We start from the raw sequence: 24,162 nt of genomic DNA on the forward strand, positions 1-24,162 counted from the left end.
CCTACATCGGCCGGACGAGCACGGCCGGTCCCTTGACGATGGTGACGGCGAAGAACAGCACCACGAGCACGCCGAGCGCGAGCGCAATCGCGATCGAGCGCTGGCGGCGGCTCTTCTTCTGCGCCTCCGTGAGGACGATTCCATTCATCTCAGGTTTGTCGGCCATTCCAGCGATCATGCGCCCCCTACCATCGGAGCAAGTGCCCGGAACACGACTTCGGCCAGCAGGGTCGCAAACAGCGCGAACAGATAGAGGATGGAGAAGGCGAACAGCTTGCGGGTCGCGCGCAGCGATTGGCTGCGCTCGCGGCGGATATAGACGTTGATCGCGAGCACAAGCATGCCGGCGCCGAGGATCAGCGAGACGATGCCGTAGATGGCGTCGAAATAGCCGAGCGCCCACGGGGCGGCGGCCACCGCGATCAGCACGATGGTGTAGAGCAGGATCTGAAGCCGCGTCGCGTCGGGACCGGCGACGTTGGGCAGCATCGGAATGCCGGCACGGGCGTAGTCGTCGGAGCGGAACAGCGCCAGCGCCCAGAAGTGCGGCGGGGTCCAGAAGAAGATGATGGCGAACAGCAGCAGCGGCTCGACGTCGACCGTGCCCGTGACCGCGGCCCACGCCACCACCGGCGGCAGCGCACCGGCGGCGCCGCCGATCACGATGTTCTGTGCGGTCCGGCGCTTCAGGATCATCGTGTAGATCACGACGTAGAAGAAGATGGTGAAGGCGAGCAGCGCGCCCGCGATCCAGTTGACGAGGATGCCGAGCGTCATCACCGAGAAGAAGGCGAGCGTCATGCCGAACGCCATCGCCTCGGGACGGGTGATGCGGCCGCGCGGAATCGGCCGGTTTGCCGTGCGCGACATCTTGGCGTCGATATCGCCTTCGAGCGCCATGTTGAGCGCCCCGGAAGCGCCGGCACCGACCGCGATGCAGAGCAGCGAGGTGATGGCCAGCACCGGGTGGAAATGCCCGGGCGCCATCGCCAGTCCGACCAGTGCGGTGAAGATCACCAGCGACATCACCCGCGGCTTGAGCAGCGCAATGTAGTCGCCCACCTCCGCTTCGGAGATGCGGGGATCGATGTCGATGGCGTTGTGGTCGAGGACGGACACTAGTTTTGACTCGCTTCGCTAAAGAGCCGCGGCGCCCGTCACGGGCGCCGCGAGCGTTGGCCTACTGCACGCGGGGCAGCACTTCGAACTGATGGAAGGGCGGCGGCGAAGGCAGCGTCCATTCCAGCGTGGTCGCGCCCGCACCCCACGGATTGTCGCCAGCCGGCACCTTCTTCGCGAAGGCGTCGAACACGCAGTAGAGGAAGATCAGCACGCCGAAGCCGGAGATGTAGGAGCCGACCGAGGAGACCAGGTTCCAGCCGGCGAACGCGTCGGGATAGTCGACGTAGCGGCGCGGCATGCCCGACAGGCCGAGGAAGTGCTGCGGGAAGAACACAAGGTTCACGCCGATGAAGGTGACCCAGAAATGCGCCTTGGCCAGCCCCTCGTTGTACATGTAGCCCGACATCTTCGGGAACCAGTAGTACCAGCCGGCAAAGATCCCGAACACCGCACCAAGCGACAGCACGTAGTGGAAGTGCGCGACGACGTAGTAGGTCTCCTGGAGCACGCGGTCGACGCCGGCATTCGCCAGCACGACGCCGGTGACACCGCCGACAGTGAACAGGAAGATGAAGCCGACCGCCCAGATCATCGGGGCACGGAACTCGATCGAGCCGCCCCACATCGTGGCGATCCACGAGAAGATCTTCACGCCGGTCGGAACCGCGATGACCATGGTCGCGGCGACGAAATAGGCCTGCGTCGCCGAGGACATGCCGACCGTGTACATGTGGTGCGCCCACACCACGAAGCCGATGCCGCCGATCGCCACCATGGCGTAGGCCATGCCGAGATAGCCGAACACGGGTTTGCGCGAGAAGGTCGAGACGATCTGGCTGACCATGCCGAAGGCGGGCAGGATCAGGATGTACACTTCAGGGTGACCGAAGAACCAGAACAGATGCTGGAACAGCACGGGATCGCCGCCGCCGTCGGGCGCGAAGAACGTCGTGCCGAAATTGCGGTCGGTGAGCAGCATGGTGATCGCACCGGCGAGCACCGGCAGCGACAACAGCAGCAGGAACACCGTCACCAGGATCGACCACACGAACAGCGGCATCTTGTGCAGGGTCATGCCCGGCGCGCGCATGTTGAAGATCGTGGTGATGAAGTTGATGGCGCCGAGGATCGACGAGGCGCCCGCCAGATGCAGCGACAGGATCGCGAAGTCGACGGCCGGGCCCGGATGGCCGGAGCTCGACAGCGGCACATACATGGTCCAGCCGGCGCCGACGCCGTTGGCACCCGGCTCGCCCTCGACGAAGGTCGACATCAGCAGCAGCGCGAAGGAGGCCGGCAGCAGCCAGAACGAGATGTTGTTCATGCGCGGGAACGCCATGTCGGGCGCGCCGATCATCAGCGGCACGAACCAGTTGCCGAAGCCGCCGATCATCGCGGGCATGACCATGAAGAAGATCATGATCAGGCCGTGAGAGGTCACGAACACATTATAGGTGTGCGTCTCGTGGAAGATCTGCACGCCCGGATACATCAGCTCGGCACGGATCGCGATCGACATCGCGGCACCGATGACGCCGGCGATGACCGCGAAGATCAGGTACATCGTACCGATGTCCTTGTGGTTGGTCGAATAGACGTAGCGCCGCCATCCGGTCGGATGGGCGTGCTCGTCATGTCCGTGGTCTTGCGCGTGATCGCCGTGTGCCGCTGCGCTCGTTGCCATTTTCAAATCCTGCCTTGCGTCCCGTTCGGACCTTCTGCGGTCCCGCCCTTTATGTCGCTTTCTGTCCCTCGAGCCTTCGCCCGGCGCTTACTGCGTCGGGCCGGCCGCGGAGGCGAAAGTGCTGGTGCCGCCGCTCGCATATTTCTTCTTTGCCGTTTCGACCCAGGAGGCGAAGTCCTTGTCCTCCACGACGCGAATCGCGATCGGCATGAAGGCGTGGTCCTTGCCGCAGAGCTCCGAGCACTGGCCGTAGAACATGCCGGTCTTGGTGGCCTTGAACCAGGTCTCGTTCAACCGCCCCGGAATGGCGTCGATCTTGACGCCGAAAGCCGGCAGCGCGAAGGCGTGGATGACGTCCGCGCCGGTGACCTGGACACGAATCACCTTGTTGACCGGCACCACCATCTCGTTGTCGACGCCGAGCAGGCGGGGCTGCTTGTCCTGGGCCATCAGCGAGTCGAACTCGAACTTGCCGTTATCAGGATAGGCATAGGACCAGTACCACTGTTTGCCGGTCGCCTTGATGGTCAAATCCGCCTTCGGCACGTCGAGCTCGAGGAACAGCAGGCGGAACGACGGCACCGAGATACCGACCAGGATCAGCACCGGAACGAGCGTCCATGCCACCTCGATCAGCGTGTTGTGCGTGGTCCGCGACGGCACCGGATTGGCCTTCGCGTTGAACTTCATGACCACGATCACCAGCAACGCCAGAACGAACAGCGTGATCAGCGTGATCAGCACGAACAGAAAGTTGTGGAACCAGACGATATTGTCCATCACCGGCGAGGCGGATTGCTGGAGCGTCCATTCCCACGGTGCCGGCTGCCCGAGCTCGGCGTATGCCGCACCGCCCGTCGCCAGCGTCAGACCCGCCACGGCCAATCCCAGCAAGTGCCGGCCCACATGGCCCATCGACATCCTCATGCCGTTCGCGCTCCCCTAACGAAATCACCCCAAGTGCATCCCCCTATTTCCGGGAAACGCTTATTCGATCCGCCCGTCTGACAAACCGCCGCGCAAGAATACCTCTAAGAGGAATTGGGGCCAGATCGCTAGAACGCCGAAATCAAGCCTCTCAAACCATAATTCTTGATCTATCGCAATGCAGTCTTGAGCCCCGTCTGTCAGCCATCACCCGCAAGATATTTCCTAGTAACATCAGAGAAAAATACCGTTTCCCGGGATGCCGCGGCTTGACAGCGGCATTGCCCGCGGTAGGCACTGGCAGACAGCCGCGCAGGAACCTGATTCGTGCGGGCGATGGCGGTGTGGGCGGCGCGGAATTTGCTTGCGAATCGCCTTCAAGACGCCGTCATTCCCGTATCAGTCCGCCAGGCACGAGCGACCCAGGCGAGCAGAGGGACCGACCCGATGGGGTTTTCGAGAAGCATGGCAAGGCAGGCGAGCGGCCTCACGATGCTGGCGGCCCTGCTGGCGGTGGTCGTTGTCATGGTGCTGCCGGGCCTCGCCCATGCGCAGGGCGCGGTGCGCTCCGTCCATGGCGACTGGCAGATCCGCTGCGACACCCCGCCCGGCGCCCAGACCGAGCAATGCGCCCTGATCCAGAGCGTGGTGGCCGAAGACCGCTCCAATGCCGGCCTCACCGTGATCGTGCTCAAGACCGCCGACCAGAAGAGCCGGCTGATGCGGGTGGTCGCCCCGCTCGGCGTGCTGCTGCCCTCCGGCCTCGGGCTGAAGCTCGACAACCAGGACGTCGGCCGCGCCGGCTTCGTCCGCTGCCTGCCCAATGGCTGCGTCGCCGAGGTCGTCATGGACGACAAGCTGCTCGGCCAGCTCCGCACCGCCAAGACCGCGACCTTCATCATCTTCGAGACCCCGGAAGAAGGCATCGGCTTCCCGCTCAGCCTGAACGGGCTCGGCGAGGGCTATGACAAGCTGCCGTAGGGCAGCAGGCGCGTCCGCGCGCGGCGAATCCTATCGTTTCGTAATGTGGCACCTGGCACCCTCGCGGAACCGCCGGGAAACCATTATCTTGCCCTACATCTTCCGATAATGGACGGACGCATGACCAATCCAGCCACAACCTCCCTGCTCGACCGCGCCAATCTCGACCGTGATCAGGTCCGCAACGAGGTCGCACGCGGGCTTGCCGGTGCCGACGACGGCGAATTGTTCCTGGAATACAGCCAGACCGAAGCGCTGATGTTCGACAATGGGCGGCTGAAGCAGGCGACCTATGACACCTCGCAGGGCTTTGGCCTGCGCGCCGTCAAGGACGACGCGGTCGGCTATGCCCATTCCTCCGACGTGTCGCTGCCGGCGCTGATTCGCGCCGCCGACGCGGTCGCTGCCGTGCGCGGCGGCTATTCGGGCAGCTTCGCGGCCCCGCCGGCGCATACCAACGTGCGGCTTTATAGCGACGACAATCCGTTGGATGCGCCGGGCTTCGAGACCAAGGTGAAGCTGCTCGCCGAGATCGACGCTTACTTGCGCGACAAGGATCCGCGGGTGCGGCAGGTCAGCGTCAGCCTGGGGGCGACCTGGCAGGTCGTCGAAATCCTGCGGCCCGACGGCGAGAGCTATCGCGACATCCGCCCGCTGGTGCGCGTCAACGTCTCCGTCGTTGCCGGTCAGGGCGACCGCCAGGAGAGCGGCAGCAAGGGCTATGGCGGCCGCGCCGGCTATGCCGAATTCATCGAGACGAAGTCCTGGCGCGATGCCGCCGACGGCGCGCTGCGCGAAGCCCTGGTCAATCTGGAATCGATCCCCGCCCCCGCCGGCGAAATGGACGTCGTGCTCGGTGCCGGCTGGCCCGGCGTGATGCTGCATGAAGCGGTCGGCCATGGCCTCGAAGGCGATTTCAACCGCAAGAAGACGTCGGCGTTCGCCGGCCTGATGGGCCAGCAGGTCGCAGCCAAGGGCGTCACCGTGGTCGACGACGGCACCATTGCCTCGCGCCGCGGCTCGCTGTCGATCGACGACGAGGGCACGCCGACCAACCGCACCGTGCTGATCGAGGACGGCATTCTGGTCGGCTACATGCAGGACCGCCAGAACGCGCGCCTGATGAACATGAAGCCGACCGGCAACGGCCGCCGCCAGGGCTACGCCCATGTGCCGATGCCGCGCATGACCAACACCTACATGCTCGCGGGCGACCGCGATCCGGCCGAGATCCTCGCCTCAGTGAAGAACGGCGTCTTCGCCGCGAATTTCGGCGGCGGCCAGGTCGACATCACCTCGGGCAAATACGTGTTCCAGTGCACCGAGGCCTACAAGATCGAGAACGGCAAGATTGGCGCGCCGCTGAAGGGCGCCATGCTGATCGGCAACGGGCCGACCGATTTGCATCGCATCCGCATGATCGGCAACGATCTCGCGCTGGATACCGGCATCGGCACTTGCGGCAAGAACGGTCAGGGCGTGCCCGTCGGCGTCGGCCAGCCGTCGCTTCTGATGGAACGTATTACTGTAGGTGGAACGGGCGCATGAGCGTTGAGAAGGTAACTGTCACCGCCAAGCGGAAGAGCAGCGGCTGGGCTGGTCAGCTGATGCAACTCGCCGGCATCGTCGCCGCCGTGTTCATCGCCAAGGGCGCGCTCGCCGAGCCGTTCTACGTGCCGTCGGGTTCGATGGAGCCGACGCTCCTAATCGGCGATGCGCTGCTCGCCTCGAAATTCCCCTATGGCTACGGCACCTCGTCGCTGCCGATCCAGATCAACCTGCCCGAAAGCGGCCGGGTCTTCGCGGAGACGCCGAAGCAGGGCGACGTCGTCGTGTTCCGCTGGCCCGGCGATCGCTCGCAGGCCTGGGTCAAGCGCGTCGTGGGTCTGCCCGGCGACCGCATCCAGATGCGGCAGGGCCAGCTCTTCATCAACGACCGTCCCGCCGAGCTGAAGCCGGATGGTGTCGGCGCCGCCGAGGACGACAATGGCGGCAGCGAGCCTGCCTACCGCTACATCGAGACCCTGCCGAACGGCGTGTCGCATCTGATCTTCAAGATGCGCGACAACGGTCCGCTCGACAACACGCCTGAAGTGACGGTGCCGCCCGGCCACCTCTTCGTGCTCGGCGATAACCGCGACAATTCCGCCGACAGCCGCGTGCCCCTGCGCTCCGGCGGCGTCGGCCTGCTGCCGATCGACAATCTGGTCGGACGCGCGGATGCCGTGCTCGGCTCCTGGGATCTCGGCATGCGCGGCCAGCCGGTGTGGACCTGGCTCTCCGGCTTCCGGCTCGCGCGGTTCTTCACCGCCGTGCACTGAGCTGATCCCAAGGTCTTGATCAAATGACCTTCGACGACGTCAGAAAATTTGCGCTGACGTGGCCGGAGGTCGAGGACGGCACCTCCTACGGCACGCCGGCGCTGAAAGTGCGCAAGAAGATGCTGGCGCGGCTGAAGGAGGACGGCGACAGTCTCGTCGTGCCCGACGTTCCCATCGACGAGCGCGCCATGCTGGTCGAGAGCCAGCCAAGAATCTTCTATTTCACCGATCACTACGCCGACTATCCGATCGTGCTGATCCGCCTGTCCAAGGCGAAGCGCGCGATCGTCGAGCCGTTCCTGCGGCGGCGCTGGCGTGGCCTCGCCTCGAAGACGGCGCGCGCCGCGTTCGATGCCAGCGCGTGAATGATGGCCGCGATGGATCGCGACCGCTTCCTAGCACTGGCGCTGAAGAACCCGGTCAATGTTGCAATCATCGGCGAGCTCGCCTCGCTCGCGCTTCCCGATGCGTGGCTTGTGTCGGGGTGCCTGGTGCAGACGGCGTGGAACGTACTCACGGACCGCGCGGTCGATCATGGCATCGCCGATTACGACGTGTTCTATTTCGATCCTGACACCTCATGGGAGGCGGAGGACACGGTGATCCGCACGCTGCACGCGCGGCTCTCGCATCTCGGCGTCAGGATCGAGACCCGCAACCAGGCGCGCGTGCACCTTTGGTATCCCGGCAAGCACGGCCTGCCCTATCCGCCTCTAACCTGCTCGACCGACGGCATCGACCGTTTCCTCACCCAGAACACGCAAGTCGGTGTGAGGCGCGCTGGCGACAGCTTTGAGGTCTACGCGCCGCACGGCTTCGACGACATAACCGGATTGATCGCGCGGCCCAATCCGGGCCCGAACTTCTCTGCGGCGAGTTACGCGGTGAAGGCCGCGCGATGGAAGGCGTTGTGGCCGGAGCTCACGGTGATTGCCGCGGAGTGATCACGCCGCCTTGGCCTGGACGTTGTCGCAGAACTCCGCGAGCCGATCCGCAAGCCGCAGCGTTGCGGGGCTGGCACCGGGCGAGGCCATCAGCGCCACTTCGGTGCGGTTGATCGGCTCAAATCCGTCCTTGGCGGTCAGCACGCGGTGGTCGGACTGGATCGACATCTCCGACAGGATGCTTAAGCCCATGCCGGCTGCGACCGCAGCCTGGATGCCCGCGAGACTCGATGACGAGTAAGACATGTGCCAGGCGCGGCCCGCGCTTTCCAGCGCGTGGATGGCGCCGGCGCGGTAGAGGCAGCCGAGCGGAAAGCCGATCAGCGGCACCGACGAGGCGTTGACGTCGACCGGATGGCTCTTGCTGGTGACCCAGTGCACCCGCTCCGGCCACACCGCGATGGCGCCTTTCGCGCCGGCCTCGCGCTTGAACAGCGCCAGGTCAAGCTCGCCGCGTTCGAGGTCGCGGGACAGGTTCTTGCTCTGGTCGGCGCGCACATCCATTCGCAGACCCGGATGTGAGCGCGAGAAAGCGCCGAGCAACTTCGCGAGACGATAGGCCGCAAAATCCTCGGGGATGCCGAGCCGGATCGCGCCCTCGCTGTCGGGCTCGCGCAGCACGTCGCGCGCCTCCTCGGCGAGCGTGAGCAGCCGCCGCGCATAGGACAGCAACCGCTCGCCGGCCTCGGTGGGGCGCACGTCCTTGCCGTCACGGTGCAACAGCACCTGGCCGACGTCCTCCTCCAGCCGCTTGATCTGCTGGCTGACGGTCGATTGCGTGCGGTGGACGCGCTCGCCGGCGCGGGTGAAGCCGCCGGCCTCGACCACCGAGACGAAGCTGCGCAGGAGCTCCAGGTCGAGCATGGCTGCTCTCCATTCGAAAATCCACTGATCGGAAGTTAATCATTTAATTTCCAAATGACAAGCCGTCTCCCTAGATCGAGGGCTCAGGAGAATGCCCTCATGTCGCTCGCCACCTCGCTTCCCGCAGCCCCCAGCCGGTTCAACACGCTACCGCTCGCCATCGGACTGTTTTGCCTGCTCTGGAGCTATGCCTTCGTCGCCGGCAAGATCGGCGTCACCCATTGCCCGCCGCTGATCCTGCTCGCCGCGCGCTTCTCGCTCGCCGGCATTTTGATCCTCGGTGCGACGCTGGTCCGCGGTGATGGCTGGTCCTTGTCCTGGCGCGATGTCGCGATCTTCGCCGTGCTCGGCATCGCCAACAACGCGCTCTATCTCGGGCTCGGCTACACCGGCCTGCAATCGGTCTCCGCAGGCCTCGGCGGCCTGATCGTCTCGGCAAATCCGGTCTTCACGGCGGCGCTCGCCGCGTTGCTGCTTGGCGAAGGCATGACCTGCCGCAAGGCGGGCGGTCTCCTGCTCGGCATCATCGGCGTGACCCTGATCGTCTGGCATCGCCTGTCGGTCGGCACGGACTCCCTGCACGGCATCGTCTTCACCCTGGCCTCGCTCGCCTCCATCGTCGCCGGCACGATTCTGTTCAAGCTGCTCGCGCCGAAGGGAAGCCTGTGGATCGGCAACGGCGTGCAGAACCTCGCCGCCGGCATCGTGCTGACGCCGGTCGCGTTCACCTTCGCCGACGTCCACGCAATCGATTTCACCCCGGGCCTGGTCAGCGCCTTCGCGTTCCTCGTGCTCGGCGGCTCGATCCTCGCCTACTGGCTCTGGTTTCATCTCCTGAAAGTGTGTGGCGCAACGGCTGCGAGCGCCTATCATTTCCTGATGCCGCCGCTCGGCATGCTGTTCGCCTACATCGTGCTCGGCGAGCATGTCGAGGCCCGCGACCTGCTCGGCATCATTCCGGTCGCGCTCGGCATTTACCTGGTGACGCGCCCCGCAAAGCCCGTTGCGTAAGAGGAGCTTTCTGATGCCCATTTCCATCACCCTGATCGGCGGCCCCACCGCGCTGATCGAGATCGACGGCTTCCGCCTGCTCACCGATCCGACCTTCGATGCGCCGGGCGCCTATCAGCTGCCGCATGTGACGCTGGAAAAGACGATCGGGCCGGCGATGAAGGCCGATGCGATCGGCCCGATCGATGCCGTCCTGCTCAGCCACGACCAACACTCGGATAATCTCGACAATTCCGGCCGCGCGTTTCTCAAACACGCAAAGCGCGTGCTGACGACCGAGGCCGGCGCAAAACGCCTGGCCGGCCATGTCGAGGGCCTCGCGCCCTGGGCGACCTCGCATCTGAAGGACCGTGACGGCAACACGCTGACGATCACCGCGACGCCGGCGCGCCACGGCCCGGCCGGCATCGAGCCGCTGTCGGGCGACGTCATCGGCTTCGTGGTGTCCTCGAGCCGGACGGACACGAGCGACGTCTACATCAGCGGCGACACCACCTGGTTCGACGGCGTCGCCGAGGTCGCGCGCCGCTTCAAATGCGGCGTGGTGCTGCCGTTTGCGGGCGCGGCGCAAACGCGCGGGCCGTTCCACCTCACCATGGACACCAACGACACCATCGAGACGGCGCGCGCCTTTCCCGATGCGATGATCGTGCCGCTGCATACCGAGGGCTGGGCGCATTTCCGCCAGGACGGCGAGGATCTGCGCAAGACCTTTGATGTGCTCGGCTTCGGGACCCGGTTGCGATTGCTGGAGCCGGGCCTGCCGACGGTGGTTGAGGCGCCGTGAGTTAAGCTGTCGCGCGCTTCTCTTCGTCATGGCCGGGCTTGACCCGGCCATCCACGTCTTTGTCGCCGCACTTGAGAACGTGGATGCCCGGGACAAGCCCGGGCATGACGGCGAGTGAGTGGCTCGCGCGGGTAACTCAATCCTTCCGAAACACGATCGACGCCATCCAGCCCGTCATCAGCGCCATCGCGGCCGTCGCGAGGCCGTAGATCAGCCCGTGCTGCCGCGCACTGGTCGCGACGAACTGCTCGAAGCCGACCTTGACGATCTCGAACGCGGTCTCGGTCTTGGTGACCAACGCGCCGTTCGCGAACAGTTTGATTTCCACCTCATAGGTGCCGATCGGCACCTCCTCCGGTAGTGGAATGCCGGTACGGAACAGCGTCGGTGTCAGGAACGTCACCGCGCTCGGGTCCTCGCGATAGAGACCTTTCTGGGTTCGCAGGCGGATGAAGGCCGAGCGGAACGCGTCGTTCGGCACCACGTCGGCATAGTCGCCGCTGACCCGTTGGGTCAGCAGCACATTGTTCAGCCCGATCTGCTGCCGCCGCGCGATCTCGGGTGAGGTGATGACATCGAAGGGGCGGTTGGCGAACAGCGCGAGATAGCTCGGCACCGCCAGGAACTGCCGGTAGTCGGTGTTGATCCAGATCCCGAAGGTGCGCTCCTTGCGCCGGGTCACCATGTCGGCGCGCGGGCCCATCACGGTGACGACGAGATCGTAGCTCTTGCGGTCCGCGGGCGTGGAGGTGTCCTTCTCGACCGAGCCGAACAGCACCAGTTCCTCGCCGGAATAGTTCGGCGTCACCGTGACGCGATGGTTGGAGACCGACACGATCAGTCGCTCGGCACGCGCGGCTGGGCCGAGCAGCAGGAGGAGAAGGACTGCGAGAGCTGCGCGCATCATCCGCTCACTCCCAATTCACGGATGGTGAAGAGATCCTCGGGCCGGATCACCAGCTCGATGGCGAAGCGGACGCCGACCGAAAGGATCAGCAGGCCCAGCAACAGCCGCAGCTGCTCGCCGCGGATCTTCTGGCCGGCGCGGGCGCCGAACTGCGCGCCGGTGACGCCGCCGACCATCAGGATCAGCGCCAGCACCGCGTCGACGAGGTGATTGGTCACCGCGTGCAGCAAGGTCGCGAACAGCATCGTGACCAGCGTCAGGACCATCGAGGTCCCGATCACGGTCGAAGTCGGCACCCGCAGCAGATAGATCATGATCGGCACCAGGATGAAGCCGCCGCCGATGCCCATGATGGCGCCGATGAAGCCGATCACGATGCCGACGATCACGACAGGAATAACCGAGAGGTAGATCTTCGAGCGCTTGAACCGCATTTTCAGCGGCAGGCCGTGGATCCAGCTGTGCGTGCGCCGTGGCGGCACCGCGCCGCGACGGGTCCGCATCAGGGCGCGCAGGCCCTCGGAGAACATCAGGCTGCCGACCGTGGTGAGCAGCACCACGTAGGACAAGGCGATCATCAGATCGAGCTGGCCGAGCGCGCGAAGCTGCGTGAAGGTCCACACCCCGAGCGCCGTGCCGGTGACGCCGCCGCATAACAACACACTCGCCAGCGCCGGATCGATCGCACGCCGCCGCCAGTAGGACAACGCACCGGAAAACGAGGAGGCCGCGATGTGGCTCGCAACGGAGGCGACCGCGACCGCCGGCGTGATCCCGATGAAGATCAGAAGCGGCGTCATCAGGAAGCCGCCGCCGATCCCGAACATGCCGGAGACGAAGCCAACCGCCGCGCCCATCGCCAGCACCAGGAAGATGTTGACCGGCAGATCGGCGATCGGGAGATAGAGCTGCATCGAAGGACCACACTCCGGCGAAATGGATCGATTGCGCGGGAATGCTCGCCGGACGGTCGGAACGATTGCCGCGCCCCTCAATAGCGGAATTCGTTGTCGGGCGGGACCATGAATTTAGGGCGTGGTGAATGCGGCGCGCGAGCTGTCTCCCCTCACCCTGAGGAGCCTGCGCAGCAGGCGTCTCGAAGGGCGAGGCCCGGATCGGTGGTGGGGGCCTGCATGGTTCTCGCGGCGATGCGAAGCATCGTCCGCTACGCACGCCAGGGCGCGCTCCTCACCATGAGGAGTGAGAGTGCGCTCTAGTGCGCCGCCGAGGCCGAGCGCTTGGTCGCGACCGGCTTCGGCGCAGGCTTTGCGTTCGCCTGCGGCGCGCTGTCCCAGCCGCCGTTCGGGGCGGGAACATTGACCGCGTCGTCGGGCTGCGGCTCGGCGCTGAAAGTCTGGATCGCGAGCTTGGCGGCGGCGAGCGACTGCGGATCGAGCCGCTTGGCGACGTCGTCGCGCTTGCCCGACGCATCCGCGTCACCCTGGGCGGCTGCGAGAGTGAACCATTTGTAGGATTCGGCGAGGTTCTGCTCCACGCCGATGCCGCGGGCATAGAGGATGCCGAGGTTGAACTGGCTGTCGGCGACGCCGCGATCGGCGGCCTTGCGGAACCACTGCGCCGCGCTCTTGTAATTGGCGCCGCGTCCGCCGCCGTCGGCGTCGAGCACCGCGAGATTGTGCATCGCCTTGGCGTTGCCGCGCTCGGCGGCTTGCGTGTAGTAGCGGCGGGCGATGTCGGCGTCCTTCTTCACCCCGAGGCCCTTCTCATAGAGCGTGCCGAGGCGGAAGGTCGCGGGCACCACGCCGGCCTGCGCCGCGCGGTCGTACCATTTGGCGGCTTCATCGTAATTCGCAGCGACGCCCTTGCCCTCGGCAAAGCGCACGCCGATCTCGTAGGCCGCGGTCGCATCGCCCTTCATCGCGGCGGTGCGCAGCACCGGACCGCCGATGCCGTCAGGGAGCTTCTCGCTCGGCGGCACCTGGATCATGCCGAGCCTCGCGCGGCTCGCGCCCGACAGCGCGCCGGTGACGTCGTTGCTCGCCGCAGGCGGTGGTGGCGTCGCGGGGACCGGCGGGATTTCGACCGAAGCCGAGCTGCCCGACCCTGCCATAGGAGCCGGCGCGGGATTATTCAGCGACTGCTTCCCGATCGGCGTCGGCGAGGTCATCGACGGCGTGACCTGCTCGGGCGTGGCAGGCCTGGTCTCGACCGGCGGCGGCGGAGCCTGCGGCGCGGGCGCGCTCGACGAATTCTCCATCGCCTGCGGTGACGGTGGCGGGCTGCCGCCATCGAGCAGGTTCATCGCCATCTTGAAGGTGCCGAGCACGATCACGACCACGCTGGCGCCGACCAGCAGCGAGCGGATCTTCGAGGTGATGGTCGAGCCGCCTTCCTGGCCCTTGTCCTTGGTGCGGCCTGCGATGGCCGCCTTGGCAGCTGCCTTTGCACTTGCCTTGGCACCGCGGGCCGGCTTTTCCGGCTGCGCGGCGGCGGCCTGCGCGGCGCGGCGTGCGGCCGCGATAAAGCTCGACGACGACACCGGCTCTTTCGGCGCGGCGGGGATTTCGCTGATCGCGCTTTCGGACGCGGCAATGCGCTCCGAGGGCGTGGCGACGCGGCCGCCCGGCCGTGTGCCCGGCTCGAGCGGATGGTCCGGCGGCAATTCCGGTGCGAGCGCGGCGCGCGCGGGCGCCGTGTGCGGCTCGAGGATCTCGCTGATCGCACGCGGCGGAACGGGCGGTGCGGTTGGCACCGGCGGCGGCGCGGCCGGTGCGGCGGCATGGAATTCGCGCGGCGCGGCGACGAAGGCGCCCTGTGGCGGCTGTTGCGCGGCGGCCGGGTTCTGCAGCTCCGGCTTCGGATCGTATTTCGGCTGCTGCTGCGGCTGCTGCCACGGCTCGCGCGCGACGGGCGGGGGCTCCATGGGCGCGTCCATCGGCATCGACATGGACGTCGAACTGGGCATCGGCTGCGGCGCGGGTGCCGGCGGCGCCGTGCGCACCGCGCGCAGATCACCCTCGATCATCGAGAGGCGATCGACGACATGGCCGAGCGCGCTGTGCACGGCCTCGAGCGAATCCTGGGTGCTGCGGTTGGTCTCGGCCTGGCTGAAGCGGATGTCGGAGAGCTCGCGCTTGACCAGATCGACCATGCCGGAATCGGCAGACGGCGCCGAATTGCGGCTTTCGGCGAGGGCGGAATAGGTCGCCTGCTGCCGCTCCAGATGCCGCAGGATGTCGTGCAGCCCGTCCTCGACGCGGCTTAGATTGCCGTTGCGCGGATCGGAGGCGGCTTCGATCCGCTCCAGCAGATACGAGACCCGCTGTTCGAGATGCGCAAAGGTCGACGCGGAATCGTTGCCGACCTGCATGCGGTCGAAACGGTCCGACAGCGCGCGGATCGCGGCTTCGAGATGCTCGCTGCTCTCGGTGGGCTGCGGCCGCTCGCGCGTTTCCAGCGCGGCGGTGAGCGCCGCGATGCGCTGCTCCAGTACCGCAAAGCTGTCGCTGGGGCCGGACGAGCGGGTGACCTGGTCGACCTTGGAGGACAGCAACTGCACGTCGTCGGAAAGACGCGCCAGGGCTTCGTTGGAGGCGACGTTGGAGACGATGCCGCGCAGCGCCGAGATCGCGCCTTCGAGCTGGCGCACCGTCGAGGGGTCGTCATTGGCGCGCAGGATCAGATCGAGCTTGGCGCCGAGATTGCGGATCGCCTCGTCGTAGCCGGTGAGCTGCTCGGCCGGCGTCAGCGTGCGCAGCACCTGCTTGATCTCGGACAGCGCGTGCTCGATGCCCGACAGGACCTGGCCGTCCGTCCCGGACGAGCGGGTCTCGTCGATGCGACGATGCAGCGAGCGGATCTCGTTCTCGATCGATTCGATCGCGCGGCGCGGCATCGCCTCGGTGATGGCGTGGCGGATCTCGGCAAGCTCGCTGCGGAAGGCGTTGATCGCCTGCTCGGTGTTGTCAGGGCGCTGGAGCGACTCGATCTGGCTCGTGATCTTGAGCAAATGGCGCTCGAGCGACGAGAAATCCGGCCCCGGCTGCGGGGGCGGCGGTGCATAGGCAGGCGCGGGCGGCGCCATCGGGGGCGCGAAAGGAGCTGCCGTCGGTGCAATCGAGGGCGCTGCGCGTGGCGGTATCTGCCGCGGCGTAAAGCCGTCGAGCTCGCTCTGCCGGGCCGTGATCTCGGCGACGGCAACGTCGAACGACGCGGGGCTCAAGGGAGGTGAATTGCGATAGACCTGTGCGGCCGCGCGCTCGACCATATCGGCCTGGCGCTGGCGCGTCTCGACAGGTGACGGAGCCGGTGCCGGCCGCTGAGGCTGCTGCGGCTTTGAGATTTGCGACAGCCGCGCATCGAGCCGCGAGATCGCGTCGTTGAGCTGGCGCGCGACGCCCTGCTCGCGCGAGACGTCTGGTCGCGACGCGTCCTGTCGTGAAGCATCTTGGCGCGGCGCGGGCTTTGAAATCCGTTCGATCTGCTGGGTGATCGCGTCGAGCCGCTGGTGGATATCGGCGACGTCGCGGCTCTCCTGGCTCGGCATCTGTTGCGGGCGCTGATCCTGGCGCTGCTCTTGACGCTGGTCTTGACGTTGTTCTTGGCGTTGATCGTAAGGTCCGCGAAAATTCGGCGGGGCCGTCTCGCCGAGCGTGGAGTTCAGCCAATCGTTGAGTGACATGCCGGCACGACGCGCAGCAGCTTCGGCCCGCTCCCTGACGGATGGATCGATGCCGTCAACACTCCACGATACGCGCGAATTCATGACTCTGTCCGGTTCCGACTCCGGCGCCCCACCCGGCGCCTCCAGCCTCCCCACGCGTGCCGGTTGTGAAGACAATCGGATTTGGCGCGGGTCGTCTGCCTCGAAAACCGACTTTTTCCTGTTACGGTAAATAACGGGTTAAGGAACGCGTTGCCGGTGTCTTAAAGTTGGGCGCCGGGAACCCGATTGCCGCCGCTGGCCCCGCCCCAAAGCTGCGTCCCGACAAAGATTTCGCCACGCGCCCGGTCCGCACGTCTCAATGGATAGAGAGCGGCCCGATCCACGGGCGGGTTCTTGCCTGACTGGATTGTTGGCTGACATGAAAAGGTTGCTCGTGGCCGCGATGGCGGCCGGACTGGCATCGCATGCTGTTGCCGCCGATGCCCCGGCGGCAGCGCCTGCGGTGAAGGCACCGGCGCCCGCGGGATACAATTGGACCAGCTGCTATGTCGGCATCCAGGGCGGCGGCAACTGGGGCAAGAGCGAGCATGTCCGGCGCGCCGGCGACGACTCTGGGCCAACGATCACAGGGACTTTCAATCTCAGCGGTGCTGCCGTCGCGGGCGGCGTCTTCGGCTGCGATTTCCAGATCGAAAAGACCGTGCTCGGCTTCGAGAACGACGCGTCATGGACCAACCAGCACGGCAAGGTGCAGGATCTGCCGCCCTTCAACGTCGGGGTGACGAGCGGCACGCGGGAAAAATGGATCGATATGTTCCGCGGCCGTGTCGGTTACGCGCTCGATCAGTTTCTGATCTATGGCACGGCCGGTATCGCCTTCGCCGGTACCGAGGTCACCGTGTCCAACCAAGTGGTGCAGGTCACCAGCTCCCATACCCGCACCGGCCTGGCGGCCGGGCTCGGTGGTGAATGGGCGGCCTATGTCGATACCTGGGGCGCCGTGACCCTCAAGCTCGAATATGTGCACGTCGATTTTGGCAGCAAACGATATGTCGATCCGCCGATCAGCGGCGCCGTCACGCGCGACGTCAGGCTGACGGACGACATCGTCCGCGCCGGCGTCAATGTCCGGTTCAACTGGGATAGGCCTGTTGTCACGAAGTACTAAGGGCGCTGAAGAGCTAGCCTTTCCCCTCGCGCTTGCCGTCCTCCAGCGGCACGACCGCGCCCTTGCCGCTCATCGCCGATAGCGCCTGGAGCGCCTCTTCGCAGAAATCGGCCACCATCTGCTCGTGGCGGGCACCGAGCTGAAGCAGCAGCAGATTGCCGAGGTCGAGCACGCCCGACGCCGAGCCCTCGGGAAATCGCTTCTTGAGGATCCGCTCGTAATTCTCGTGCCGGTCGCGGTGGTGCTCCAGCCGGGCCATCAGATCGGTGCGCATGGGCTCGATGTCGATGCTGTCGAGCGCGTGCAGCCGCACCAGCAGGTCGTCCTTGATCGAGGGCGGTGTGCTCGGCCGCGCGGCCCAGTGCCGCAGCGCTGTTCGGCCCTCGGGAGTCAGCGTATAAATCAGTTTGTTGGGCTTGCCCGATTGCACGACCTCGCGGCCCTGGATGTAGCCGCGGTCGCGCAGCTTCGAGAGCTCGCGGTAGATTTGCTGGTGGTCGGCTTTCCAGAAGAAGCCGATCGAGGAATCGAATGTCTTGGCGAGCTCGTAGCCCGTCATCGGACGTTCCGTCAGGCATGCGAGGATTGCGTCGCCGAGCGCCATGGCACCAGCTCCATTTCGAGGTCCCGACCAATTGACTTGACTTTATGCGCATCGGTGCATATGCGTCAATGTGCATATGAGGCGGGCTTCAGACCCGCCCTTATCGGCCATCGCGCTACTGTGCATGGGGTTGTTTTCGCGTTTTTGCCAAGGCCTTTGATCAAGAAGGCCTTTGACTAAGGGAGGCACCTGAGAATGACCGGCCTCGATTCCTGGTACGCCTTTATGAAGTCCCACGACCGCGCCGCGCTCTGGGACCTGCTCCATCCTGACGCCGTGTTCGAAAGCCCCGTGGTGCATTCGCCGCAGCGTGGACGCGACATCACCTTCAAATATCTCGCCAGTGCCGAGAAGGTGCTCGGCGGTCCCGGCTTCACCTATGTCGGCGAGTGGAAAAGCGCCAATGGCGCGGTGCTCGAATTCAAGAATGTCATCGACGGCATCGAGATCAACGGTGTCGACATCATCACCTTCGATGCCGAGGGACGCATCACCAATTTCAAGGTGATGGTGCGTCCGCTCAAGGCGATCAACATGCTGCACCGCCTGATGGCGGAGCAGTTGGCCGCCGCTCAATCATAAGTCAACATCATCACTTCAGACCGCCTGCCGGGAGACCATCATGCCGATCTACAAAGCCCCCGTCGAAGACGTGAACTTCCTGCTCAACGACGTCTTCCAGATCGATCGCTACGACAATCTCGCCGGCTTCTCCGACGCGTCGAGCGACGTGCGCGAAGCCATTCTCGGCGAAGCCGCCAAGCTCGCCGAAGAGGTGCTGCAGCCGCTCAACCGCGTCGGCGATCTCGAAGGCTGCAAGCGCGCCGATGACGGCAGCGTCACCACGCCGAAGGGCTTCAAGGACGCTTTCAAGCAAGTGGCAGAGGGCGGCTGGCTTGGCCTGTCGGCACCGACCGAGTTCGGCGGCCAGGGCCTGCCGGTGACGCTGAGCCAGGCGGTCAACGAATTCCAGATCTCCGCCAACATGGCGTTCTCGATGTATGGCGGCCTCACCATGGGCGCGACCGCGGCGCTGATCGTGCACGGCTCGCCCGAGCAGAAGCAGACCTACGTGCCGAAGATGGTGGCGGGTGAGTGGACCGGCACCATGAACCTGACCGAGCCGCATTGCGGCACCGATCTCGGCATGCTCCGCACCAAGGCGATCCGCCAGCCCGACGGCAGCTTCAAGATCACGGGCACGAAGATCTTCATCTCGGCCGGTGAGCATGACCTCGCCCCCAACATCATCCACCTCGTGCTCGCCCGCATCGAGGGCGCACCGGCCGGCATCAAGGGCGTGTCGCTGTTCGTGGTGCCGAAATTCCTGGTCAATGCCGATGGTTCGGTCGGCGCACGCAACGGCGTGGTGTGTGGCTCGATCGAGCACAAGATGGGCATTCACGGCAATTCCACCTGCGTGATGAACTACGACAGCGCCACCGGCTGGCTGATCGGCGAAGAGAACAAGGGCATGCAGGGCATGTTCGTGATGATGAACGAGGCCCGCCTCGGCGTCGCCGTTCAAGGTCTCGCGCAGTCCGAGGTCGCCTATCAGAACGCCGTCGCCTATGCCCGCGAGCGCATCCAGGGCCGCTCGCTGACCGGCGTCAAGGCGCCTGACAAGCAGGCCGACCCGATCATCGTGCATCCCGACGTGCGCCGCACACTGCTCTCGATCCGCGCCTTCAACGAGGCGGCGCGCGCCTTCGTGATGTGGACCGCACTGAAGAGCGACGTCGCGCATCGCTCCGAGGATCCCAAGGACCGTCAGGCCGCCGACGACCACATGGGCCTGATGACGCCCGTGCTGAAGGGCTTCCTCACCGATTACGGCTTTGCCAACGCGGTGCAGGCGCAGCAGATGTATGGCGGCCACGGCTACATCGCCGAGCAGGGCATGGAGCAGTTCGTGCGCGATGCCCGCATCGCCATGATCTATGAAGGCGCCAACGGCATCCAGGCGCTCGACCTCGTCGGCCGCAAGCTGCCGCGCGACGGCGGCCGCGCCATCATGGCCTTCTTCGGCGAGGTCATGGCCTTCGCCAAGGAGAACGGCGGCGACGAGGCGCTCAAGCCATTCATCACCCCGCTCTCGGCCTCGCTCGGCCATCTCCAGCAGGCCACGACCTGGCTGATGCAGAACGCGATGGCAAAGCCCGACAATGCGGGTGCTGCCGCAACCGATTACCTGCATCTCTTCGGCTTCGTCACGCTCGGCTACATGTGGGCGAAGATGGCCAAGGTGACGCAGGCGAAGATTGCCGCGAGCGGAGCGACGCCCTATCTCTCGACCAAGCTCGTCACCGGCCGCTTCTTCATGGAGCGCATGCTGCCGGAGACCGCCGCCAATCTCGCCCGCATCCAGGCCGGCTGCGCCACCATCATGGAACTGCCGGCGGAAGCTTTCTGAGGCTTCCCGCTTCGCCAATGATCCCGACCGCGCCGCGGTCGTAACCAATAACTGCAATCAGGAGGCTCCCATGGCAGATGCCTATATTTACGACCACGTCCGAACCCCGCGCGGCCGCGGCAAGGCAGACGGCGCGCTGCACGAGGTCACCGCGCTCGCGCTCGCCACCGTGCCGCTGAAGGCGCTGAAGGACCGCAACAATTTGCCGGAGGATTCGGTGGACGACGTCGTGCTCGGCGTGGTCGACCCCGTCGGCGAAGCCGGCAGCGACATCGCGCGCTTCGCGGCGCTCAAGGCCGGCCTCGGCGAAGCCGTGCCCGGCGTGCAGATCAGCCGCTTCTGTGCTTCCGGCCTCGACGCCGTGAATTTTGCCGCAGCCCAGGTGATGAGCGGCCAGCATGAGTTGGTGATCGGTGGCGGCGCCGAATCCATGAGCCGCGTCGGCATCGGCGCCTCCGGTGGCGCCTGGCCGATGGACCCGTCGATGGCGGTGCCGGCCTACTTCATGCCGCAGGGCGTCTCGGCCGATCTGATCGCCACGAAGTACGGCTTCTCGCGCGACGACGTCGACGCCTATGCCGTGCAGAGCCAGCAGCGCGCCGGCAAGGCCTGGGACGAGGGCCGGTTCAACAAGTCCATCGTGCCCGTGAAGGACATCAACGGCCTCACCATCCTCGCCAAGGACGAGCACATGCGTCCCTCGACGACGATGCAGTCGCTGGCACAGCTCCAGCCGTCGTTCACGATGATGGCGCAGATGGGCGGCTTTGACGGCGTCGCGGTGCAGTCGCACCCGGAAATCGAGCGCGTCAATTACGTGCACCACGCCGGCAACTCGTCGGGCATCGTCGACGGCGCCGGCGCCGTGCTGCTCGGCAGCAAGGAAGCGGGTAGCAAGTACGGCCTGAAGCCGCGCGCAAAGATCCGCGCGTTTGCGAATGTCGGCTCCGAGCCGGCGATGATGCTGACCGGTCCGGTCGACGTCACCGAGAAGCTGTTCGCGCGTTCGGGCATGAAGAAGTCGGACATCGACCTGTTCGAGCTCAACGAGGCCTTTGCCTCGGTCGTGCTGCGCTACATCCAGGCCTTCGACATCGACAATGCCAAGATCAACGTCAATGGCGGCGCGATCGCGCTCGGCCATCCGCTTGGCGCCACCGGCGCGATGATTTTGGGCACCGTGCTCGACGAGCTCGAGCGCACCAACAAGGCGACCGCCCTGGTGACGTTGTGCATCGGCGGCGGCATGGGCACCGCGACCATCATCGAGCGCGTGTAACGAGCTGCCGTAGGGTGGGCAAAGCGAAGCGTGCCCACCATTGCTGTCTCCGCGAAGGATGGTGGGCACGGCGCAAGAGCGCCTTTGCCCACCCTACGAGATCTTAAGTCAACCGCTGCGCCTGAGATCGGCTGCGGCACCGAGGAGCAACCAACATGGCTTACAAGAACTTCAAGGTTGAGACCGATTCCGACGGTATCGCGCTCGTCACCTGGGACATCCCGGGCCGTTCGATGAACGTGCTCGACGAGACCTCGACCAGCGAGCTCGATGCGATCGTCAAGGAAACCACGGCCGACGCCGCGGTGAAGGGCGTTGTCATCACCTCCGCGAAGGAAGCGTTCTGCGCTGGCGCCGACCTGTCGATGCTCGAGGGCATGAACCAGGCCTACGCCAAGGTCTTGAAGGAGCAGGACGAGACCGCCGCAAACCAGATGCTGTTCGACCAGAGCCGGCGCTTCTCGCAGGTGCTGCGTTCGATCGAGACCTCCGGCAAGCCGTGGGCGGCCGCGATCAACGGCCTCGCGCTCGGCGGCGGTTTCGAGATCACGCTGTGCTGCCACTATCGCGTCGCGGCGGAAAATCCCAAGACGCGCCTCGGCCTGCCCGAGGTCAAGGTCGGCCTGTTCCCCGGCGCCGGCGGCACGCAGCGCGTGCCGCGCCTGGTGCCGCCGCAGGACGCGATGACCATTTTGCTCAAGGGCGATCCGGTCACGGTCGAGAAGGCCAAGGCGCTTAATCTGATTCACGCCATCGTTCCGGCCGCCGACCTCATCAAGGCAGCGAAGGACTGGATCAAGGGCGGCGGCAAGGCGGTCGCGCCCTGGGACGAGAAGGGCTTCAAGCTGCCGGGCGGTCCGGTGTTCTCCAAGGCCGGCATGATGATGTTCCCGGCGGGCAACGCGATCTATCGCCGCGAGACCTACGACAATTATCCGGCCGCGCGCGCGATCATGAGCTGCGTCTATGAAGGCCTGCAGCTGCCGATCGACGCTGCGCTGCGCGTGGAGTCGCGCTACTTCACCTCGGTTCTGCGCTCGAAGGAAGCGGCCGCGATGATCCGCAGCCTGTTCCTGTCGATGCAGGAGCTGAACAAGGGCGCGCGCCGCCCGAAGGACGTAGCCCCGACCAAGGTGAAGAAGATCGCGGTGATCGGCGCCGGCTTCATGGGTGCGAGCGTCGGCTACGTCTCGGCCCGTGCCGGCCTCGACGTCGTCCTGATCGACCGCGACCAGGAGAGTGCCGACAAGGGCAAGGCGCATGCTCAGAAGGTGATCGAGGAGCAGATCAAGAAGGGCCGCGCCAAGCCCGGTGACGCCGACGCGCTGCTCGCGCGCATTACGCCGACTGCTGATTATGCTGCACTCAAGGACGTCGACCTCGTCATCGAGGCCGTGTTCGAGGATCGCAAGGTCAAGGCTGATACCTTCGCGAAGGCGCAGGAGCATATGAAGCCGGACGTGATCTTCGCGTCGAACACCTCGACGCTGCCGATCACCTCGCTGGCCGAGGGCTTCAAGGACCAGGGCAAGTTCGTCGGCATCCACTTCTTCTCGCCGGTCGAGAAGATGATGCTGGTCGAGATCATCAAGGGCAAGAACACCGGCGATCTCGCTCTGGCGACCGCGCTCGACTACGTCCGGCAGATCGGCAAGACGCCGATCGTCGTCAACGACAGCCGCGGCTTCTTCGCCAATCGCTGCGTCGGCCGCTACGTCGCCGAGGGCAACGAGATGTTCCTGGAAGGCGTGCCGCCGGCGATGATCGAGAACTGCGCCAAGATGGCCGGCATGCCGGTCGGCCCGCTCTCGCTCTCGGACGAAGTCGCACTCGACCTCGGGCTCAAGATCATGAAGGCGACGGAAGCCGATCTCGGCCCGAACGCCATCAACCCCGATCAGAAGAAGCTGATGGTGGAGATGGTCGAGAAACAGGGCCGTCTCGGCCGCAAGAACAGCAAGGGCTTCTACGACTACCCCGAGAAGGGCAAGGGTCAGAAGAGCCTGTGGCCGGGCCTCTCGGCGCTGCAGCCGAAGCAGCTCGACCCTGACACGCTCGACATCGAGGAGCTGAAGCAGCGTTTCCTGGTGGTGCAGGCGGTGGAAGCCGCGCGCACGGTCGAAGACCACGTCATCACCGACCCGCGCGAGGCGGATGTCGGCTCGATCCTCGGCTTCGGCTTCGCGCCGTTCACCGGCGGCACGCTGTCCTACATCGACTTCATGGGAACGAAGAAATTCGTCGAGCTCTGCCACAAGCTGGAGGCGAAGTACGGCTCGCGCTTCACTCCGCCGAAGCTTCTCGAGGAGATGGCCGCGAAGGGAGAAACCTTCTACGGCCGCTTCGCGCCGAAGAAGGCCGCGGCCTGATCACCCAAGATCATTTGAGAAAGAAGGCCGGATCGTCGATCCGGCCTTTTTGTTTGGGGAGACGTCATCACGGTTGCGTCAGATTTGTTCCCGGCTTGTGGAACCAATCACAGAATTCGCGTAGGACCCGTGTCAGAGTCCCCCGCTGCCGTGG

General features: G+C 65.6%; 21 protein-coding genes. 12 read left to right on the top strand and 9 right to left on the bottom strand.

The genetic code is table 11. The annotated features are described in order from the left end of the window. Position 1: 1 nt before the first annotated feature. The 4 genes from AB7535_RS33085 to coxB all read right to left on the bottom strand — a co-directional run bounded on the left by AB7535_RS33085 (position 2) and on the right by coxB (position 3,733). Positions 2-178, bottom strand: coding sequence for a hypothetical protein (locus AB7535_RS33085; protein WP_014498510.1), 177 nt, complete (start codon positions 176-178; stop codon positions 2-4). Beyond that, positions 175-1,119, bottom strand: a complete 945-nt coding sequence (locus AB7535_RS33090; protein WP_354113384.1) for a heme o synthase — start codon at positions 1,117-1,119, stop codon at positions 175-177. Before AB7535_RS33090 ends, AB7535_RS33085 begins: the two co-directional genes overlap by 4 nt. Before the next feature lie 61 nt (positions 1,120-1,180). Next, positions 1,181-2,806, bottom strand: a complete 1,626-nt coding sequence (gene ctaD / locus AB7535_RS33095) for a cytochrome c oxidase subunit I (RefSeq protein ID WP_085402625.1) — start codon at positions 2,804-2,806, stop codon at positions 1,181-1,183. An 87-nt stretch (positions 2,807-2,893) separates the two neighbouring features. Further along, positions 2,894-3,733: a cytochrome c oxidase subunit II gene (coxB, locus tag AB7535_RS33100; RefSeq protein WP_063980764.1), complete on the bottom strand. Its 840-nt coding sequence runs from the start codon at positions 3,731-3,733 to the stop codon at positions 2,894-2,896. Positions 3,734-4,180: 447 nt separating this feature from the next. Here coxB and AB7535_RS33105 point away from each other — a divergent pair, with 447 nt between their 5' ends. From AB7535_RS33105 to AB7535_RS33125, 5 genes are all read left to right on the top strand, one after another. After that, complete coding sequence (locus tag AB7535_RS33105; protein WP_354113383.1) at positions 4,181-4,714, top strand: invasion associated locus B family protein; 534 nt, start codon at positions 4,181-4,183, stop codon at positions 4,712-4,714. A gap of 120 nt (positions 4,715-4,834) precedes the next feature. Then, complete coding sequence (gene tldD / locus AB7535_RS33110) at positions 4,835-6,262, top strand: metalloprotease TldD (RefSeq protein ID WP_014498515.1); 1,428 nt, start codon at positions 4,835-4,837, stop codon at positions 6,260-6,262. Beyond that, entirely contained in the window at positions 6,259-7,035 is a 777-nt protein-coding gene (lepB, locus tag AB7535_RS33115; RefSeq protein ID WP_063980763.1) for a signal peptidase I, read from the top strand. Before tldD ends, lepB begins: the two co-directional genes overlap by 4 nt. Positions 7,036-7,058: 23 nt before the next feature. Then, a complete protein-coding gene (locus tag AB7535_RS33120; protein ID WP_354113382.1) occupies positions 7,059-7,400 on the top strand; it encodes an MmcQ/YjbR family DNA-binding protein in 342 nt (113 codons plus the stop codon). Positions 7,401-7,412: 12 nt separating this feature from the next. Further along, the gene (locus AB7535_RS33125) at positions 7,413-7,979 is read left to right on the top strand and encodes a nucleotidyltransferase family protein (protein ID WP_354113381.1); all 567 of its coding nucleotides are present in this window, start codon (positions 7,413-7,415) and stop codon (positions 7,977-7,979) included. Here AB7535_RS33125 and AB7535_RS33130 read toward each other — a convergent pair whose 3' ends face one another. Next, positions 7,980-8,843 carry a LysR family transcriptional regulator gene (locus tag AB7535_RS33130; RefSeq protein WP_063986047.1) on the bottom strand — a complete coding sequence of 288 codons (864 nt, stop codon included), beginning with the start codon at positions 8,841-8,843 and terminating at the stop codon, positions 7,980-7,982. It lies immediately after the preceding gene. Positions 8,844-8,942: 99 nt separating this feature from the next. Between AB7535_RS33130 and AB7535_RS33135 the strand changes: the two genes are divergently transcribed. Continuing rightward, complete coding sequence (locus tag AB7535_RS33135) at positions 8,943-9,854, top strand: DMT family transporter (RefSeq protein WP_439037462.1); 912 nt, start codon at positions 8,943-8,945, stop codon at positions 9,852-9,854. A 13-nt stretch (positions 9,855-9,867) separates the two neighbouring features. Further along, complete coding sequence (locus AB7535_RS33140) at positions 9,868-10,641, top strand: MBL fold metallo-hydrolase (protein WP_354113379.1); 774 nt, start codon at positions 9,868-9,870, stop codon at positions 10,639-10,641. A gap of 136 nt (positions 10,642-10,777) precedes the next feature. Here the strand turns inward: AB7535_RS33140 and AB7535_RS33145 are convergent, their stop codons facing one another. From AB7535_RS33145 to AB7535_RS33155, 3 genes are all read right to left on the bottom strand, one after another. Beyond that, positions 10,778-11,548 carry a TIGR02186 family protein gene (locus tag AB7535_RS33145; RefSeq protein ID WP_439037463.1) on the bottom strand — a complete coding sequence of 257 codons (771 nt, stop codon included), beginning with the start codon at positions 11,546-11,548 and terminating at the stop codon, positions 10,778-10,780. Next, the gene (locus tag AB7535_RS33150) at positions 11,545-12,462 is read right to left on the bottom strand and encodes a sulfite exporter TauE/SafE family protein (RefSeq protein ID WP_071916904.1); all 918 of its coding nucleotides are present in this window, start codon (positions 12,460-12,462) and stop codon (positions 11,545-11,547) included. Before AB7535_RS33150 ends, AB7535_RS33145 begins: the two co-directional genes overlap by 4 nt. A gap of 299 nt (positions 12,463-12,761) precedes the next feature. After that, positions 12,762-16,274: a tetratricopeptide repeat protein gene (locus AB7535_RS33155; RefSeq protein ID WP_354113378.1), complete on the bottom strand. Its 3,513-nt coding sequence runs from the start codon at positions 16,272-16,274 to the stop codon at positions 12,762-12,764. Positions 16,275-16,593: 319 nt separating this feature from the next. On the opposite strand from AB7535_RS33155, the gene AB7535_RS33160 reads away from it, so the two are divergent. After that, positions 16,594-17,343, top strand: coding sequence for an outer membrane protein (locus AB7535_RS33160; protein WP_063980756.1), 750 nt, complete (start codon positions 16,594-16,596; stop codon positions 17,341-17,343). Positions 17,344-17,356: 13 nt separating this feature from the next. Here AB7535_RS33160 and AB7535_RS33165 read toward each other — a convergent pair whose 3' ends face one another. Beyond that, a complete protein-coding gene (locus AB7535_RS33165; RefSeq protein WP_063980755.1) occupies positions 17,357-17,947 on the bottom strand; it encodes a PadR family transcriptional regulator in 591 nt (196 codons plus the stop codon). Between the two features lie 195 nt (positions 17,948-18,142). On the opposite strand from AB7535_RS33165, the gene AB7535_RS33170 reads away from it, so the two are divergent. The 4 genes from AB7535_RS33170 (at position 18,143) to AB7535_RS33185 (ending at position 24,008) form a co-directional block, all read left to right on the top strand. Continuing rightward, positions 18,143-18,529, top strand: a complete 387-nt coding sequence (locus AB7535_RS33170) for a nuclear transport factor 2 family protein (protein ID WP_063980754.1) — start codon at positions 18,143-18,145, stop codon at positions 18,527-18,529. A 40-nt stretch (positions 18,530-18,569) separates the two neighbouring features. Beyond that, complete coding sequence (locus AB7535_RS33175; protein WP_354113377.1) at positions 18,570-20,360, top strand: acyl-CoA dehydrogenase C-terminal domain-containing protein; 1,791 nt, start codon at positions 18,570-18,572, stop codon at positions 20,358-20,360. A 70-nt stretch (positions 20,361-20,430) separates the two neighbouring features. Continuing rightward, positions 20,431-21,639 (top strand): acetyl-CoA C-acetyltransferase, encoded by a 1,209-nt coding sequence (locus AB7535_RS33180; RefSeq protein WP_354113376.1) that lies wholly within the window; start codon positions 20,431-20,433, stop codon positions 21,637-21,639. 155 nt (positions 21,640-21,794) lie between these two features. Then, positions 21,795-24,008, top strand: a complete 2,214-nt coding sequence (locus AB7535_RS33185; protein WP_354113375.1) for an FAD-dependent oxidoreductase — start codon at positions 21,795-21,797, stop codon at positions 24,006-24,008. The last annotated feature ends 154 nt before the right edge of the window (positions 24,009-24,162 follow it).

It is taken from the genome of Bradyrhizobium sp. 956_D2_N1_4 (assembly GCF_052076025.1).
GTDB classification, from domain to species: domain Bacteria; phylum Pseudomonadota; class Alphaproteobacteria; order Rhizobiales; family Xanthobacteraceae; genus Bradyrhizobium; species Bradyrhizobium barranii.

Coding starts and splice junctions, on each gene's coding strand:
- AB7535_RS33085 (WP_014498510.1), bottom strand. CDS start 178: ATGATCGCTGGAATGGCCGACAAACCTGAGATGAATGGAATCGTCCTC.
- ctaD (WP_085402625.1), bottom strand. CDS start 2,806: ATGGCAACGAGCGCAGCGGCACACGGCGATCACGCGCAAGACCACGGA.
- coxB (WP_063980764.1), bottom strand. CDS start 3,733: ATGAGGATGTCGATGGGCCATGTGGGCCGGCACTTGCTGGGATTGGCC.
- AB7535_RS33105 (WP_354113383.1), top strand. CDS start 4,181: ATGGGGTTTTCGAGAAGCATGGCAAGGCAGGCGAGCGGCCTCACGATG.
- tldD (WP_014498515.1), top strand. CDS start 4,835: ATGACCAATCCAGCCACAACCTCCCTGCTCGACCGCGCCAATCTCGAC.
- lepB (WP_063980763.1), top strand. CDS start 6,259: ATGAGCGTTGAGAAGGTAACTGTCACCGCCAAGCGGAAGAGCAGCGGC.
- AB7535_RS33120 (WP_354113382.1), top strand. CDS start 7,059: ATGACCTTCGACGACGTCAGAAAATTTGCGCTGACGTGGCCGGAGGTC.
- AB7535_RS33125 (WP_354113381.1), top strand. CDS start 7,413: ATGGATCGCGACCGCTTCCTAGCACTGGCGCTGAAGAACCCGGTCAAT.
- AB7535_RS33130 (WP_063986047.1), bottom strand. CDS start 8,843: ATGCTCGACCTGGAGCTCCTGCGCAGCTTCGTCTCGGTGGTCGAGGCC.
- AB7535_RS33135 (WP_439037462.1), top strand. CDS start 8,943: ATGTCGCTCGCCACCTCGCTTCCCGCAGCCCCCAGCCGGTTCAACACG.
- AB7535_RS33140 (WP_354113379.1), top strand. CDS start 9,868: ATGCCCATTTCCATCACCCTGATCGGCGGCCCCACCGCGCTGATCGAG.
- AB7535_RS33145 (WP_439037463.1), bottom strand. CDS start 11,548: ATGATGCGCGCAGCTCTCGCAGTCCTTCTCCTCCTGCTGCTCGGCCCA.
- AB7535_RS33150 (WP_071916904.1), bottom strand. CDS start 12,462: ATGCAGCTCTATCTCCCGATCGCCGATCTGCCGGTCAACATCTTCCTG.
- AB7535_RS33155 (WP_354113378.1), bottom strand. CDS start 16,274: ATGAATTCGCGCGTATCGTGGAGTGTTGACGGCATCGATCCATCCGTC.
- AB7535_RS33160 (WP_063980756.1), top strand. CDS start 16,594: ATGAAAAGGTTGCTCGTGGCCGCGATGGCGGCCGGACTGGCATCGCAT.
- AB7535_RS33165 (WP_063980755.1), bottom strand. CDS start 17,947: ATGGCGCTCGGCGACGCAATCCTCGCATGCCTGACGGAACGTCCGATG.
- AB7535_RS33170 (WP_063980754.1), top strand. CDS start 18,143: ATGACCGGCCTCGATTCCTGGTACGCCTTTATGAAGTCCCACGACCGC.
- AB7535_RS33175 (WP_354113377.1), top strand. CDS start 18,570: ATGCCGATCTACAAAGCCCCCGTCGAAGACGTGAACTTCCTGCTCAAC.
- AB7535_RS33180 (WP_354113376.1), top strand. CDS start 20,431: ATGGCAGATGCCTATATTTACGACCACGTCCGAACCCCGCGCGGCCGC.
- AB7535_RS33185 (WP_354113375.1), top strand. CDS start 21,795: ATGGCTTACAAGAACTTCAAGGTTGAGACCGATTCCGACGGTATCGCG.